General features: G+C 60.4%; 10 protein-coding genes. 6 read left to right on the top strand and 4 right to left on the bottom strand.

What is annotated here, in order from left to right; genetic code table 11:
* Positions 1-286: 286 nt before the first annotated feature.
* The gene (locus tag JNN07_17980) at positions 287-1,801 is read left to right on the top strand and encodes a vanadium-dependent haloperoxidase (protein ID MBL9169634.1); all 1,515 of its coding nucleotides are present in this window, start codon (positions 287-289) and stop codon (positions 1,799-1,801) included.
* 160 nt (positions 1,802-1,961) lie between these two features.
* Positions 1,962-5,450: a hypothetical protein gene (locus JNN07_17985; protein ID MBL9169635.1), complete on the top strand. Its 3,489-nt coding sequence runs from the start codon at positions 1,962-1,964 to the stop codon at positions 5,448-5,450.
* 84 nt (positions 5,451-5,534) lie between these two features.
* Here JNN07_17985 and JNN07_17990 read toward each other — a convergent pair whose 3' ends face one another.
* Entirely contained in the window at positions 5,535-7,583 is a 2,049-nt protein-coding gene (locus JNN07_17990) for a response regulator (protein ID MBL9169636.1), read from the bottom strand.
* A 164-nt stretch (positions 7,584-7,747) separates the two neighbouring features.
* On the opposite strand from JNN07_17990, the gene JNN07_17995 reads away from it, so the two are divergent.
* Complete coding sequence (locus JNN07_17995; protein MBL9169637.1) at positions 7,748-9,217, top strand: DUF1501 domain-containing protein; 1,470 nt, start codon at positions 7,748-7,750, stop codon at positions 9,215-9,217.
* A gap of 64 nt (positions 9,218-9,281) precedes the next feature.
* Here the strand turns inward: JNN07_17995 and JNN07_18000 are convergent, their stop codons facing one another.
* Positions 9,282-9,944: a disulfide bond formation protein DsbA gene (locus JNN07_18000; protein ID MBL9169638.1), complete on the bottom strand. Its 663-nt coding sequence runs from the start codon at positions 9,942-9,944 to the stop codon at positions 9,282-9,284.
* 85 nt (positions 9,945-10,029) lie between these two features.
* A complete protein-coding gene (locus JNN07_18005; protein ID MBL9169639.1) occupies positions 10,030-10,797 on the bottom strand; it encodes a 3-oxoacyl-ACP reductase FabG in 768 nt (255 codons plus the stop codon).
* 256 nt (positions 10,798-11,053) lie between these two features.
* On the opposite strand from JNN07_18005, the gene JNN07_18010 reads away from it, so the two are divergent.
* The 3 genes from JNN07_18010 to JNN07_18020 all read left to right on the top strand — a co-directional run bounded on the left by JNN07_18010 (position 11,054) and on the right by JNN07_18020 (position 16,531).
* Complete coding sequence (locus tag JNN07_18010; protein ID MBL9169640.1) at positions 11,054-15,007, top strand: DUF1553 domain-containing protein; 3,954 nt, start codon at positions 11,054-11,056, stop codon at positions 15,005-15,007.
* 3 nt (positions 15,008-15,010) lie between these two features.
* Positions 15,011-15,418, top strand: coding sequence for a translation initiation factor (locus JNN07_18015; GenBank protein MBL9169641.1), 408 nt, complete (start codon positions 15,011-15,013; stop codon positions 15,416-15,418).
* Positions 15,419-15,481: 63 nt separating this feature from the next.
* Positions 15,482-16,531 carry a tRNA-dihydrouridine synthase family protein gene (locus JNN07_18020; GenBank protein MBL9169642.1) on the top strand — a complete coding sequence of 350 codons (1,050 nt, stop codon included), beginning with the start codon at positions 15,482-15,484 and terminating at the stop codon, positions 16,529-16,531.
* Here JNN07_18020 and JNN07_18025 read toward each other — a convergent pair.
* Positions 16,528-16,803, bottom strand: coding sequence for a hypothetical protein (locus JNN07_18025; GenBank protein MBL9169643.1), 276 nt, complete (start codon positions 16,801-16,803; stop codon positions 16,528-16,530). The two genes, JNN07_18020 and JNN07_18025, sit on opposite strands and share 4 nt — an antisense overlap.
* Positions 16,804-16,870: the final 67 nt, after the last annotated feature.

Here is a 16,870-nt window from a genome sequence, read left to right on the forward strand (position 1 = left end):
GCGATTCGGGGGCAGCGCTAGTGTAGGGTCCTCGACGTCCGTGGCAGTATGCCACGGACTTAGAGGACACTACACCAGCAGGCCGTCCGAATGAGGGCCTCATTCGGACGGAATTCCGCCGGGATGATGGTTCCTTTTTCAGAGAACTTTCGCTGCCGCACAGCTCACTCTCACTGCACGTTTTTGATTGCTCTCGGAGGCCCAATTGGGTTTGATATCATCACCCTAACGCTCTGCCCATTAAAGTATTTCAGCGTTTGCGTTGGGTGGACGATTGGATGGATATATGTGCCGAAATTGGACATTGAGTGGGTGGTTGGGGATCTGGGCGGCTGGATGCATTGTTACGGGTGGGTTTTCACCCGGTGTGATGCTCGCGGCTCCTGGTCCTCTGCGTCATGCAGTCGCTCCCGCGGGGGCGGAGCAAAGCATTGCTTATCGGTGGCTGGACATCGCGCAGGAGGCTACCGCGCGCGATGTGGAGCGAAGCTCGCCGCGTCCCACGGTCGTCTCGCGAACCCTGGCCATTTGGGCTACGGCTATGTATGACGCTTGGGCAGCCTACGATGCGGTGGCCGTCGGTTCCCGTCTCGGTGGGAGCCTGCGTCGTCCAGCTCGGGAACGCACCCTGGCCAACAAGGCGAAAGCCATCAGCTACGCCTCGTACTTTGCCTTGCTCTACGTCTACCCTGCCGATAAAGCCTATTTGGACCAGCAGCTTCGCTCCATGGGCTACGATCCCTCGATCCGATCCACGAACTTGAAGACGCCGGAAGGCATTGGGTATAGCGTGGCCGAAGCCCTGGCGAATTACCGTCGCACCGACGGCGCCAACCAGCACGGGGACGAGCCGGGCTGTGATGGGGTGGCCTATTCAGACTATACCTACTACCGGCCGGTCAACCCGTCGGATCGGATTCTGGATCCCGACCGATGGCAGCCGATCACCTTCACGATGCCGGATGGGAGTAAGGTCACCCCTGGCTTTCTGACGCCTCATTGGTATCGGGTGAAGCCGTTCGTACTGGTGAGCAGCGATCAGTTTCGTCCGGGGCCGCCGCCCCTCACGACCACGGACAATGCCCGATTGAGGCAGGAGACCCAACAGGTGGTGGACTACAATCGCGAGTTGACGCCTCAGCAGAAGGCGATCGTGGAGTTCATGCGCGATGGTCCTCGTTCGACCGGCCAGAGCGGGCATTGGCTGCGGTTTGCGCAGGATGTCTCCCGTCGTGACCGTCACACGCTGGATCAGGATGTGAAGCTCTATTTTGTGATCGCCAACGTGGCTATGGACGCCTTTATCTCCTGCTGGGAGACCAAGCGGTATTACGATTCGTCGCGTCCGTGGACGCTAGTCCGACATTTTTTCAAGGGCCAGACGCTCAAGGGATGGGCGGGGCCGGATGGAGGAGTCGCCGACATGCCGGCGGAGAACTGGCATCCCTATTCCCCGTATTCCTTCATTACCCCGCCGTTCCCGGGTTATACCAGCGGTCACGCGACCGTCAGCGGCGCCTGCAGCAAGGCGCTCGAGTTGTTCACGGGCAGCGACCACCTGGGAGCCATCGAGCTGCGCCGTCACTGCGAGTTGACGGAGAAGGTGGCGGGCGAAATGGTTTCGCTCGATCTGCCCACCTTTTCATCGACGGCCGATATGGCTGCCCTTTCCCGGGCCTTGGGCGGATACCATATTCCGGTTGACAACGACGTGGGGCTCAAAGTGGGGCGTGAGATCGCCGTTTGGAGCTGGCCCAAGTATCAGGATTACTTTCGTGGGACCGCAACCGTGCGCCCCTGACTCGTTCACTCGGTCGGTAAGTTAACCGTGAGGGACGGTGTGTCACCCAAAGAGCCTACTTGCCCTTATTCATTCTTAACTGCATAATAAGAGGATAATTGTGAAGGTCTCGGCGTGTAGCCGACATGATCAGCTCAGTCATCAGTGTGTAACCAACCTTATGAACATAGATATGTACTTCCGTTCGCTCAAGCGCGCTGGCCAGTTGCCGGTCGCTGCGGCTGTGGTTCTGTTCGGTGCGTCGGGGGCTCTGCAGAGCCTTTCGGCAGCCGATGTCACTCTGCCCGCTGGGGCAGCTCTTCCGGGGTCGACGACTCTAGGGGCTCCGGGGTTTACTTCCCGGCTGGTGGTCGCCCCTGAGGGCACCGTGCTTCAAAATACCCTCTTGCGTGCCTTGCAGCAGCTCAACGGCACGCTTCAAGACGCTGAAGGTAATCTCGTGGCCAACACCGCAGTTCCCGGCGCGAACGCCAATGGGAGCTACGATGTTGATTTTGTAGATTTCAGCACCAGCCTGTTCGAGGATCCTTCGATTCAGTGGTGGGGTAATTTTCCCTATGAGATCGTTTTTCCGGGCTTGCCCGAGGGCGCTCCCGCCGAGATGTTTGCCTCCGAGACAGTGGCTTACCTCCGGCTTTCGGCTGGGACCTACACGATGGGTGTGACTGCCGGTTACGATCGGACTGACAACGTTGACGACGACGGCTGGAGACTCTACTGCGGTCCCAATCCGCGCAGCTTCTTCAGTCCGGTGATTGCTGAGTTCCAGCGCACTGGCGCAGCCTTCCCGAACGCCACCCAGACCCGCGCTGGAAATACGAACGAGTTCAACGTGATCGTGCCGGTTGAAGGCATCTATCCGTTTCGTCTCGTGCACTGGCAGACCAAAGGCTCCACGCAGTTGGAGTGGTATCTCGTTGAAGCGGCTGGCACTGAATCCGAATTCCGCTATCTGATCAACGATCCGAACATGGGTGCTGGACTGGCTTATCGCAGCGTGGAGTCCCCCATCGCGACCGGGCCGGCCGTGGTGGAGATCTCTCCGCTCCCCGACTCCTCTGGAGTGCCGCCAACGGCACCGGTGGAAGCGATCATCCAGGACGGCTTGAGCGCGGTCAATGACGCCTCCATCAAGCTGTATCTGAACAATGGAGCGGTGACTCCTCAGTCCATTCAACGTGATGGCAAGCTGCTCAAGGTCAAATACACCCCTAATGCCAGCCGAACCGCGGCTGACAATTTGATCCGAATCGAGTTTGCGGATGCGGGCGGCGTTTCCCAGACCAACAGCTGGCGATTCAGCATCAACCTGAGCGGGGCTCCGCGCACGTTGGTTCGCGGCCAGTGGGACTTCGATCAAGGTAACCTCGGTGCCACGGTTGGCACTGCCCTCGAGTATCTCGATGGTCCTTCCGGCCTGACCGCGAGCGGCACCGAGTTCGGCACCACCGCCGACCTCGGAATTCCTGACATCAATGGCGTTCCTGCCCGTGTCATGAAGGTCCCTGGTGATCGCAAAAAGGAGATCGGCTACAAAATGTTCCACGGCATCGCTCCGAACGGTGGCGGCACCCTGGTCAACCAGTACACGCTGATCATGGATGTGTATGTCGATACGACCGGACCCGGCGCTGCCTCGCTCCTGCAGGTTAACTCTCCTAACAACACCGATGACGGCGATTTGTTCTGGCAAGGGAACAACTTCGGCCAGGGCAACGGCGGCTACAATGGCACGGGCGCTTTCACAGCGGGCGCTTGGCATCGTATCGTCGCGGCCTATGACGAGGCGGCTAATCCGCCGGTCGTCACTAAATATGTCGACGGCATTAAGCAGGATGACTGGACGGCGAACCAAGGTTTGGACGCTCCTCGCCGCGCGCTGCGTGACGTCGCAATCCTCTTCGGAGACGGTGATGAGGACGAGCGTCGGACGATGTTCGTCAACAGCATCCAGATCCGTGAAGGCAAGCTCAGCGATGCTGAGATGGTGCTCCTGGGCGGGCCTGACGCTGCTGGCATCCCCAGCGAGCTGGATCCCGTCAGCGTGGCCGGTCAATGGGACTTTGAAGCCAAGAACCTGGCTGCGACGGTTGGCAAGCCGTTGGAGTACTTGGACGGCGCCGATGGTCTGACCAAGGCGGGCACGGAATTCGGTACCACCACTGATCTCGGGATTTCTGACATCGATGGGGTTCCGGCGAACGTCATGAAGGTCCCGGGCGATCGCAAGAAGGAGATCGGTTACAAGATGTTCCACGGGATCGCCCCGAACGGCGGCGGTACTTTGGTCAATCAGTTCACCCTGATCATGGACATCTACGTTGACGTTTCCGGACCCGGAGCGGCGTCCCTCCTGCAGATCAATTCTCCCGACAACACCGACGACGGTGACTTGTTCTGGCAGGGCGGCAACTTCGGCCAGGGCAACGGCGGCTACAATGGCACCGGTGCCTTTACCGCTGGATCCTGGCATCGTATCGCTGCTGCCTACGACCAAGCAGCCAATCCTCCCGTGGTCACCAAGTATGTCGACGGCATCAAGCAGGACGACTGGACCGCAAACCAGGGCCTGGATGCTCCTCGTCGCGCTCTCCGCGATCTCGCTATTCTCTTCGGGGATGGTGATGAGGACGAACGTCGCACGATGTATGTCAACAGCATCCAGATCCGTCCTGGTAAACTGAGCGACGCGCAGTTGGCACTGCTTGGTGGGCCTTCCGCCGCCGGCATCCCGCTGGTGCTCCCCCAGAGCAACGTCACCGGCCAATGGGACTTCGATGGCAAGAGTCTGGCTGCGACCATCGGCAAGCCCCTGGAATACCTGGACGGGCCTGATGGCCTGACCAAAGCGGGCACCGAGTTCGGCACCACCACCGACCTGGCCGTTGCCGACATCGACGGCGTTCCGGCTGACGTCATGAAGGTCCCGGGCGATCGCAAGAAGGAGATCGGTTACAAGATGTTCCACGGGATCGCCCCGAACGGCGGCGGCACCCTGGTCAATCAGTACACCCTGATCATGGATATCTTCGTCGAGGCTTCGGGGCCTGGCGCTGCCTCCCTCCTGCAGATCAATTCTCCGGACAACACCGACGACGGTGACTTGTTCTGGCAGGGCAGTAACTTCGGCCAAGGCAACGGTGGCTACAACGGCACCGGAGCCTTCACAGCTGGTGAATGGCACCGCATCGCGGCTGCCTACAACGAGGCTGCCACGCCTCCGGTGGTGACCAAGTATGTGGATGGCATCTTCCAGGATGACTGGACGGCCAACCAAGGCTTGGACGCTCCTCGCCGCGCTCTTCGCAACTTCGCTATCCTCTTCGGCGATGGTGATGAAGACGAACGTCGAACCATGTGGGTAAACTCGATCCAGATCCGTTCTGGAGCCATGAGCAAGGCCGAGTTGCAGAACTTGGGCGGGCCTTCCGCTGCCGGCATCCCGATCGCTTCGTCTCCGGCCCTCACGGTCCGCAGCTCCGGCGGGGTTACCAAGCTGTCCTGGCCGACCTGGGCGGTTGGTTATGTCCTGGAGTCCACGACGGATGTGAACAACCCAGACTGGCAGCCAGTTGTTGGTGCGGGTGCTAACTCCGCCTCTGTGGCGGCGACCGACTCCGTCCGCTTCTTCCGCTTGCGGAAGCTCTAAGCGGAAGCGCGAGATCTAGATCTCCTCAAGCCAAACCACCCCGATCGGCGCAAGCCGATCGGGGTGGTTCTTTTACGGCCTCGCTCAGGGACTCAGGTGGTGCTGGATCGCCTTGCGGAGATCCGCCTCTTGAAGCGGCTTCGCGATATATCCATCCATGCCCGATAACAGGCAGGTTTCCAGGTCTCCGGGCATCGCATTGGCGGTCACTGCTACGATGGGAAGTCTTTTTCGTGCCGGGCGAGGCTCGTCGCGCGTGCACGTCTCCTCCCACCGGCGGATTTCTCGAGTGGCTTCCGTTCCATCCATCTCGGGCATTTGCCAATCCATGAGCACCAGATCGTAGGCTGTGGATTTGACGCACTCTACCGCTTCGCGTCCATTGCGAGCGTGGTCGATCTGGAAGCCAAGCTTCTCCAGCAGTTTCTCGGCGAGTCGCCGGTTCAGCCGGTTGTCATCCGCTACCAACACCCTCAATCCGGATCGGTTGGATGATTCCGAATGCGCAGGATCCTTGCTGGGCTCAGGCTCAGCCGCGGGTGTTGATGCTGGTGTGAAAGTGGTGGAGATTCTCTGGGACTTCGGTAAGCCGCAGTCCTTCAGGGGAATAGCGAACCAGAATGTGGAGCCATGCCCGACCTCGCTGGTCATGCCGATCTCTCCCCCCATGAGTTCCACGAAGCTCTTGCTCATCACGAGGCCCAGGCCCGATCCGCCATGTTGTCGGCTCATCGCTCCATCAAGCTGTTGAAACTTTCGAAAGAGCGTCGTGCGCTTTTCGGGCGGGATGCCCTGACCGGTATCCGTGACTCGGATCAACAGCTGACCGGTGGCACCCGCGTCGCGTCCTCCGGCGGCAGAATCACGACGTTCCGCTTCGATGCGAATGCTGCCAGTCTGAGTAAATTTAACCGCGTTGCCCAACAGATTGAGAATCACTTGACGAACCCTGTAGACATCGCCCTCGGTCACCGGGGGAAGCAGTGGATCGATCCTCACCTGGATTGAGAGGCCCTTTTCTCGCGCCGCTCCGGTCATCGAGGCGACCGCGTCGTTCACACAGGCGGCAATCGCGTAGGGGGCGGAATCGAGCTTCATCTTGCCGGCTTGGATCTTGGAAAGATCCAGCAGGGTGTCGATGAGCCTGAGCAGCGTGCGCGCGGACTCTTGGATGATCGATGTGAACTCTTTTTGCTCGCGGTTTTGTGCTGTCTCCAGGAGCAGTGAGGTGAAGCCGACGATGCCGTTCAGCGGCGTGCGGATCTCATGGCTCATGGTCGCGAGGAACTCGACTTTGATCCGGTTGCCGGAAAGAGCGGCCTCGGTCAACCAGTTGGCCTGGTCTTGCAGCTTGGAGAGTTGCTGGTCTCTCGTGGAGAGCTGAAGGCGGAGGTGTTTCGTCGTTTCGGCTACCTCCCGGAAAGCCGCCTGGATCCGATGCAGTTCGTCGCCCGCACCTCCCGTCGGGAGCTTCACCAGGCCTTCCGCAGTGCTTTCCTGAACCTGGTTCTCGATCTGAATCAAGGGCTTCTTCAGCAGGCTTTGGAGGCCGGCAACGGCGACGACCCAGGCGACCAGGAACCCGGCCCACAAGCGGAGTAACGCCGTCCGGGTTATCGCCCGGGCTTCGGCTTCGTCAGCCATGCTGGAGACATGGACCTGCAGGGTCCCGTGTGACTGGAGCAGGCCATCCACGCCGTCGACGCCGAATCTGACGGGACCCGTGTAGTGAAACTCATGAAGATCCTTCACCCAGTGAGCCTCGGGTTTGCCGGCCGGGGAGCCATCCGCGGCGTCTCTTTCCGACTCCTGTTCAGGGCCTCGGGAGGCAGGGTGGGTAGGCTGGTTGCGAAATTCGATGACCAGGTCCGGCTCCGGTGGGACTTTCTGAACCAGGCGTATGAGGAGAAGATCCGGTTGCGTCTGCAGGGCATTCACGAGAGGAGCGAGCTGTTGCCCACTCTCGGCTCTTCGCGCGCCTTCCTGAAGAATTCCGGCGATCCGCTCGACACGTTCGGACAGGGTGGATTGCAGGCGTTGCTGCTCCTCCCACCAAAAGCCAAGGCTGATCATCACTGCGACGGTAACGCCTGCTCCTAGAAGGAAAAGCGACACCTTGCGGCTGACTGGCATCGAGCGCCAACTCAGCTTTCCAAGCGCGGATCCACCCCAGGTCATGTCATCTCTCCCAACTAAGGTATCGGCTGATTTTGAGCCTTCGTGAAGGGCGCTGCCCGAAAACTCGTCAGGTCCCCATTTACCTTGAGAATCTTGGTTACGCGTGGTTTTCTCTAAGAATGCGTCCGCCTGATGGTTATCTTGATCGACCGGGCCTTCCGTTTGGGCTTTCGCGGCGTCATTTCCTTCAATCTTCGACCGCCGGGCTGAGTTCGATTGCGCTTTCGTGGCTCCTGACTCGGGAACACGCCCGGGCAGCGACCGCCACCTCCGGAGTCGGAGGCGCTGCCGGACTGCCACATCATCCCCCTCGGGCGAAGCGGGTCATTCAGATTTTTTGTTGTGGGGGGGTGTCTCACTTGGACACCTTCGATTATAAGCCCGAGCTTGCCCGGCTTCACGGAAAGACGTTGGAGGGAAAGGGGGAGAACCTGGGCTTCTTTGGGCAGCCTGGGAAGATCATGCAAAGTCCCTACGAGTTTCGTCAACATGGCCAGAGCGGGGCGTGGGTCAGCAGTTTGCTCCCCCATTTGGCGTCCTGTGTCGACGATCTGTGCTTTGTCCGCTCGATGGTGTCCAAGAGCAACAATCACACTCCGGCGACGTTCCAGATGAACAGTGGCTTTACGATGAACGGGTTCCCGAGCATGGGGGCCTGGCTGAGTTACGCACTCGGAACGGAGAATGAGAGTTTGCCTACGTTTGTCGTGCTTCCTGATCCCCGCGGCCTGATTGCCGGTGGCTCGATCAATTGGACCTCGGGCTTCTTGCCGGCGAACCACCAGGGAGTGCCCTTCCGAACGCAGTCCACCGAGCCTATCGCCGATCTGCACACCCCTTCCGCTATAACGCCGTCGCGACGCAAGGCGGATATGGACTTTCTCGCCTCAATGAACCGGGAATTTGCTGAAGAGCATGGTGGTGAGGGAAGTTTTACGGCCCGGTTGCGTGCTTATGAACTCGCGGCCCGCATGCAGGTCAGCATTCCGGAAGCCACCGACCTGGATGCCGAGCCTGAGCATATTCGCCGGCTCTACGGCATTGGGGAGGAGGCGAACCGCGGGTTCTCTCGCAACTGCCTGATGGCGCGGCGGCTTCTCGAGCGGGGGGTGCGGTTCGTCCAAATCTTTAATGGTGGCGCCTTCGGCAGCCCGCGCATCAACTGGGATGGCCATGAGAATTTGAAGGAGAACCACAACAATCAAGCCGCCACCATGGATCAGCCGGTGGCGGCGTTGATCAAGGATCTGAAGCAACGCGGCATGCTGGACGATACGCTCGTTGTCTGGGCCACCGAGTTTGGTCGCGGACCTGCGACACAGGGCATCGATTCTCCGGGACGTGACCATCATCCAACCGCGTTCACCTGCTTCTTCGCGGGAGCGGGGGTAAAGCCGGGATACCAATATGGCAGGACCGATGAGGTGGGCTACTTTGTGGAGCAGAACCCGGTTACGGTGTATGACTTTCACGCGACCATCCTGCATCTGCTGGGGATCAACCACGAAAAGCTGACCTTCTACCACAACGGCATCAATCGAAGACTGACCGACGTTCATGGTCATCCCGTGACCGAGATCTTGTCCTGAGCAGCCTGCCGTGGCCCTCGCTCCGACACTCGCGATTGGCCGCGCCGCAGGGAGTGGGCCTGGATCAAGCCGATGGTGGAGCGCCAAAGTGCGCTGCGTGGCTGGCGTAAGCGGCGGCATCCTGCAGCAGGGCATCCAAGGCGGCCGACAGGGGTGCCAGTTTCACCAGGCCGGAGAAAACCGCACGGTCTCCGATGTTGTTCTCCAAGAGGAAGGTTGGACGTTGGCTCACCTTCAAGTCGTGGAACTCGGCCGTTGATTGTTGGACCCGATCCGCCGTCTCACGGGCTTGGGCTCGCTGCAACAAGCAGGACTCGGCCAGGCCCGAGGCCTGGGCGGCGACGGACACCGCCACTTCCCAACGGCCGACTTTTTGTCCCTGACGGACCGCTGCCTCCGCCAGTGCCAGTCGCACTCGATCGTCGGCAATTCCCAGGGAGCGAGCCGCCTCGGCAACCAGGTTGGGCACCGGATACCCCTGTCGATCGGGCTCAAACCATCCTGAGTTCAGCAGGAACGGTGAGCGTACAATCGTCCCGCTGCGCTGGTAAAACCAGTCGCATTGTGCCTTGGATGCGGGGAAAGCCGAAGGTTCCATGAGCGCCAGTTTCCATTGGAACTCGACCGGCTGGTTTTGGTAAGCGCTCTTAAGCTGCGCCCATGCCGGCTCCGCCCAGTAGCACCAGGAGGAGATGACCTCTAAATAATAAGTAACGGTGACTTTCATACGGTATGCCTCCTGACCGAAGCAGGAGTTGGTGGCCGGGTTGAATTGCGTTCGTGGCGTGGCTGAGACACCTGGGAGCGGCGGATCAGCAGACCGTCAGGCCGCCGTTCACATGGAGCGTCTGCCCGGTGACGAATGACGAGGATGGACTCGCGAGAAAGACCACGGCGCCGCTCAAATCTTCCGGAACTCCCCACCGATCGACCGGGATAAGGGCGCGATAGCCGTCCTTCTCGGACTGAGGATCATTTTCGTGGCGTTCCACCGGGATCCACCCGGGTGCGATCATGTTGACGGTGATGCCGGCGGGGGCCAGTTCCGTGGCCAGACTGCGGTGGAAGCCGTTCTGCCCTCCTTTGGCCGCGACGTAGGCGGTGAAGTTGGGAACCCCGCGCGCGACCACCTCCGACCCGATATTGATGATCCGTCCCCACTTTTGCTGCTTCATGTGAGGCAGGCAGGCGCGGGTCAGGAGGAACGGGCTCTTGATGAAGAAATCCAGCATGGATTGGTAGAAGGCCCAATCGTATTGCTCGATGGGCTTGTGCGGCTGATCGCAGGTGGCATTGACGACGAGGATATCCACCGCCCCCAGCTGACGCGAGATCTCCGCGTGCATTCGGTTCACCTCGGCCTCGTTAGTGACATCGGCTCGGAAGAGCGCACCTTCGCAACCTGCGGCCTTCAGTGCGGCCAGAGCTTCATCGGCCTTCGCCTGGTTGTTGCAATAGTTGAGAGCCACCTTCGCGCCGGCTTTGCCGAGCGCGATCGCCATTGCCTTTCCGAGACCCTTGCTGCTGCCGGTCACGAGGGCTACTTTGCCTGCCAATGAGAATGATGTGTTGTTGCTCATGCCTTTGAAGCGCAGATTAACGAGGGGGTGAACGACCACCAAGGATTTTGTGGGGCGACACAGGTGGCATCGCTGCGCGATGCTCTTGGTTTGTGCGGATCCATTCCGGGGATCTTCGATCGCCCGGCTAATCTCTGTGCCCCCCTCGGGGGGCGGGTAGTTTCCACATGCCCACTGGCGGCAGTGGTGATTGGCAGCTGGGGACGGACACTCTTTTCTGCTTACAAACGTCCGTCCGGACGCTATTCTTCGTCCCGTGAGCCAACGCCGTTCCGAACTGAATCTCGATCCTGCTCGCGGGCATTGTCGCGAGAGTTCGGCTGTCCGGGCGGCCAGGTGTCTGGTTGTGCTCCTTGGGGTGCTGGGGCTGGGCCTCATTCGCGTCCCGGTGCAGGCGGCCTCCGCCTCCTCCGAACTCACCCGCGACGCCCTGCTGATTCTCAAGAACGATTGTTCGGGCTGCCACAACGCGGAAAAGCACAAGGGTGGTTTGGATCTGTCCAGTCGGGAGGCTTTGCTGAAAGGAGGGGAGGAGGGAGTAGTGGTGAACCCGTCCGACGCTGAGAAGAGTCGACTACTGACCGTTCTGCAAAGCGATGCGGATCCGCACATGCCTCCCAAGAAGCAGTTGGACAACGCTCAGATCGCCACGCTCAGCCAATGGGTGCGGGAAGGCCTGACTTGGGATGCGGCGGCCTGGAACCAGGAGGACTCTGCACCGGTCGTACGCTTGGACGCCTTGCCGTCCTCCTACCATCCGGTGGGCGCGATCGCACTGTCCCCAGATGGAAAACGTTTGGCGGTGGGGCACGGTGGCTGGCTTTCCCTCTTTGAAGTGGGACAGACAAACTTCCCGCTGACGGCGTCGGTCGAGGCCCACCAGGATGTGATTCAATCCCTGGCCTGGAGTCGCGACGGCAGCCGCCTCGCCTCCGGAGGGTTTGGTCGGGTGATTCTATGGAATCCGGCAACCCTGAAGCGCGAGCGGGAGTGGACGAACGGAATTCTTGGACGCGTGACGGCCATGGAGTTCGCGCCTGTCGACCCCCGGTTGTGCATCGCTCACGGTATTCAGGGCGGTAACGGTCTGCTGAAGTTGATCTCCTGGGTGGGGGATGGTCCTACGGTGTCGTGGAAAGCTCACTCGGATACGATTTACGATCTGGAGTACAGTCGGGACGGCCAGCGTCTGGTGACCGCGTCCGGGGACCGGCTCATCCGGGTCTGGGAGGTGGCGTCGCGGCGAGAGGTTGCCACCCTGGAAGGTCATGTGGCTCAGGTGCTCGCTGTCGCCTTCAACACCAACGCCACTCAGGTGGCCAGCGGTGGGGCGGACAAGGAGTTGAAGGTGTGGGATGTCGCGACCCGCGAGAAGTTGGTGAACTTGGGCCAGCATACCTCGCCTCTCTCCGCGTTAGCCTGGACGGGAGAATCCCAGAGGTTGTTTTCGATCCGAGAGGACGGCGCGGTTTTTCGATACACTGACCTGAAAGCTCACAATGGTGAGCAAAGCTCCGCTACTGGTCAGGAGCGCAAGCTCGGTGATCTGCCGGATGCCGCGGTCTGCCTGGCTGTCTCAGCGGATCAGCAGCGGGTCTTCGTTGGTAGTCAGGCGGGAAAGGTTCACATCTGGGATGGGGAAGGCAAGGCTCTGGGCGTGCTTGAGCCCCCCTCGGCGAAACCCGCGTTTCTGGGGCATTCGGCTGGGGGACAACCCTACGTCGCGTCCGCTCCTTCCAAAACCGCTCGGAAGGCCAGCTCACCTGACATCCATCGCGCGACCGGCTCGGGTGAAGGCCAACTGCCGGTGGTGAGTTTGAAAGCTGCGCCACCGGAAGTCCGACTCACACCCGGGGGATGGCCTCACGGAGTGCTCATCACGGCGGTGGAATCCGATGGCTTCGAGCGAGACGTCACGACCCAGGCTCGTTTCGTTCGGCCCGTTCAAGCCCCCTTTGAACTGGGAGTCTATGGCGAGTTGCGCGGGGTCAGGCCGGGACGCGGGACCCTGGTCGCCCACTTCGGCGGTCGCCGTGCCGAGATTGCAGTTGAAGTGGAGTCGCCCAAGAAGACAGCCTCCGCAGCCTCCGGCGGGGAAGCGGTCAGCTTTGTTCGTGATGTACTTCCTGCCCTGAGCCGAGCCGGTTGCAATGCGGGCGGTTGCCATGCGAAGCCGGAGGGGCAAAACGGGTTTCGCTTGTCCGTATTCTCCTTTGATCCGCAAGCTGACTACCACGAGATTGTGAAAGAGGCGCACGGACGACGGATTTTTCCATCTGCCCCGGAGCAAAGCCTATTGCTGCTGAAACCGGCGGGCGGCTTGCCCCACGAAGGCGGCGTGCGCTTCGAGCCAAACTCAGCCACGTATGAACTCTTGGTGCGCTGGATCCGCACCGGAATGACTTATCAGACCGAGCAGGAGCCCGCTCTCGCAGGTATTCAGGTCTTCCCCCGGGAGCAGCGCTATCGCAAGGGCTCGTCCCAGCGGCTCTTGGTCCAGGCGCGCTACAGCGATGGGACGGTGCGCGACGTGACCCGGCTCTCCGCGTTTGTTCCCAACGACAAGGAAATCGTGAAGGTCAACGAGTCTGGTCTCATGGAGATTGGGACTCTCACGGGGCAGGGGGTGGTCGTCGCTCGTTACATGGGCTACGTCGCTGATTCCCAGATCTTGGTGCCAGCCGACCATGGCCTCCCGGACGGTGTCTTTGCCTCCTTGCCACGCCAAAACTTTATCGACGATCACGCCTATGCCGTCTTTCAGCGGCTGGGAATCCTGCCCTCAGAGCCGTGTACGGACCTGGAATTTCTGCGTCGCGCCAAGTTGGATGCCATCGGGGTGCTGCCGACGCCGGAGGAGGTTCAGCAGTTCACGAAGGATCCGTCGCCGGACAAACGTTCGCGGCTGATCGATCGGGTGCTGGCAGATCCCGCCTATGCCGACTATTGGGCCAACAAGTGGGCTGATTTGCTGCGGCCGAATCCGGATCGTGTGGGCGTGAAGAGCATCTTTACTTTGGACCAGTGGCTGCGCGAGAGCTTCCGACAGAACAAGCCTTACGATCAGTTTGTTCGGGAGATTTTGGTGGCGGAGGGAAGCAACCATCGCGATGGCCCGGCCGTGGTCTATCGGGACCGACGCGAACCCGCCGATCTGACCACCATGTTCAGCCAGCTCTTCCTGGGAACGCGTTTGGAATGCGCTCGCTGTCACCATCACCCCAACGAGAAGTGGGGGCAGGAGGATTTCTACCAGTTCGCTGCGTTTTTTGGACCGTTGAAGCAGAAGGGTGCCGGTCTCTCGCCGCCCATCTCGGCGGGCACGGAAACCTTCTACTTCGCTCCCGGCGGCGCGGTGAAGCATCCGGTATCGGGCGCGGTGATGGCGCCCCGTCCTCCAGAGGGTCCGGATCTTCAGTTGCCCGAGAGCCAGGATCCTCGACGTGCGTTGGCTGATTGGCTAACCGCTCCCGGCAATCCCTTTTTTGCCCGGGCGGCTGTCAATCGGGTGTGGGCTGCTTTCTTTGGGCGGGGTTTGGTGGAGCCGGTCGATGATTTCCGGATCTCCAATCCGTGCGTTAATCCCGCGCTCCTCTCGGCGTTGGCTGATGACTTTGTCAAACACGGCTATGATCTGAAGCATCTCATGCGAACGCTGATGAACTCCCGGCTCTACCAGCTCAGCTCGGTTCCACATGAACGGAATCTTGCTGATACGCGGAACTTCTCGCGCTCCTACCGTCGCCGCCTGCCCGCTGAAGTTCTTTTGGACGCGGTGAATGATGCCACGGGAATTCCGGACACCTTTGCCGCGATGCCGCCTGGCACTCGCGCCATGCAGGCCTGGAGCTACAAGATTGATTCCCACTTTCTGGACGCGTTCGGCCGTCCCAACGCCAGCAGTGATTGCCCCTGCGAGCGTGATTTGCAACTCAGCGTGGTGCAGTCGCTGCATCTCATGAACGCCAAAGGCCTTCAATCGAAGCTTAGTCATCCTGAGGGTCGGGCGCGTCAACTGGCCGAGAGCGCTCGCTCCCCGGCGGACATTGTGACGGAACTTTATCTGCTCACGCTGAACCGGCCTCCCAATGCCCGGGAACGTCAGATTGCCTTGGGGGTGTTCGCCGCTCCCGGGGCGTCGCGCCAAACTGCCACCGAAGACATTTTTTGGGCGCTTCTCAATTCGGCGGAGTTTGTCTTTAATCACTAGACCATGGCCGACAATAAACGCATCCGGACCGATGGCGGCGACGCCCTGAGCCACAATCCTTTCGCCGCGTTGACCAGCGCGGGCTTGCCGCCCGCCCCCGAGACTTCCCCAGAACCTGCCACCGTGCCGCCGGGTGTCGTCAGCAAGCGGGGGATCAAGAACACCAACCGCGGCCGGGTCGATATTGTGCGCGAGAAGGCGGGTCGCGGAGGCAAGACGGTGACGGTGGTGCGCGGTTTCGTGGGCATAGGCTTGGCGGAAAAGGAGCAATTGGCCAAGGAGATGCAGCGGGCTTGTGGCACGGGCGGCACCGTCAAGGACGGCACCATTGAGATTCAGGGAGATAAGCGCCCGGAGGTGGCGAAGATTCTTACTGATGCGGGCTTTCGACCGGTATTCGCCGGAGGGTAACGTTGAAGCTCATTTCCTCAGTGACCCTGGTGAGTCGTCTCCTCAGGCAGGCTGGGTTCATTCATGACTTTTCAAACATCACTCGACCCGCTGCTGGCCAGTCCCGCACCCTTGTTGGCCCTGGCCCCGATGCAGGATGTCACCGATCTCCCTTTTTGGAGATTGATGGCCCGCTATGGGGGACCTGACCTCTACTACACCGAGTACTTCCGAGTTCATCCCACATCGAATCTAGAGCCCTGGATTCTCGAGTCCATCACTCAGAACCCGACGGGACGCCCCGCTATCGCGCAAATGATCGGCAACGATGTGCCCTCCTTGGTTCGAAACGCCAAGCAGCTCATGACGCATCCGGTCGCCGGTATCGACCTGAATCTGGGGTGTCCTGCCCCCGTCGTGTACCGGAAATGCGCCGGGGGCGGGTTGCTGCGGGAGCTGAAGCGGGTCGATGCCATCCTGGAGGCGTTGCGCCAAGCGGTCACCACTCGCTTTACGGTCAAGACTCGCATCGGGTTTGACTCCCCCGCCGGGTTCGATGACTTGCTGAGTCTCTTTGCCAAACATCAGATCGATCTGCTGACGGTTCATGGGCGGACGGTTTATGAAGGTTATCGGAGCGAGGTGCATTACGAGTTCATAACAAAGGCGGTGACTCGTCTGCGCTGTCCGGTGCTTGCTAACGGAAATATTTACTCCGCAGACAAGGCTGCGCAGGTGTTGCTGAGCACGGGGGCGCGAGGATTAATGATCGGCCGCGCTGCCATACGAAACCCTTGGCTGTTTGAGCAGATTCGTCGTCACCAACAGGGGGAAGTCCCGGTTCTGCCCACGGGCCGCCAGGTGCTAGGTTACGTGCGGGAGCTCTTCGAGGCTACCCGACCGGCAGGGATGAGTCCCGAGATCCACGTGGAGAAGATGAAAAAATACACCAACTTTCTGGGTGTCGGGGTGGAGCCGACGGGACAGTTTCTCCATCAGATCCGGCGAGTCTCCGGGGAAGTTCAGTTTTTCGAGGTGCTCCACCGTTTTCTCGATCACGAAGATCGCATGCCCTTGGATCCCTTTCCGCTGCAATTGGCGGAACGAGATCAACTGGCCGGGGAACATCGCTAGTTGTTGCTCGGAGGGGGAACCGGGCGAAGGCCTACCTCGTGGGCGATGTCGGTAAATTCAGCATGGCTGACTTCCTCGAGTTCCTTGCCGCGTGCGCGAAGCTTCTCGTTGATCTTGATGGCTTTTTCCACCATCTCGTCGTGAGTGTCCTTGGTGCCGCCCACCATGGCGAAGTTCTTCCCGGTGGTTACGCGCTTGTGACCATCCGAGTCGAGCCCCATGCCGAGCAGGAGACTTTTCTTCGTTTTCTTTTTTTCAGGCGATTTCGCCATAGCACAAAGGTAGGTTTTACAGAGCAGAAAGCAAGATTCAACCGGTTGAACCTGCGACTGGGGGGGT

Source organism: Verrucomicrobiales bacterium (assembly GCA_016793885.1).
In the GTDB taxonomy this organism is placed as follows: Bacteria; Verrucomicrobiota; Verrucomicrobiia; order Limisphaerales; family UBA11320; genus UBA11320.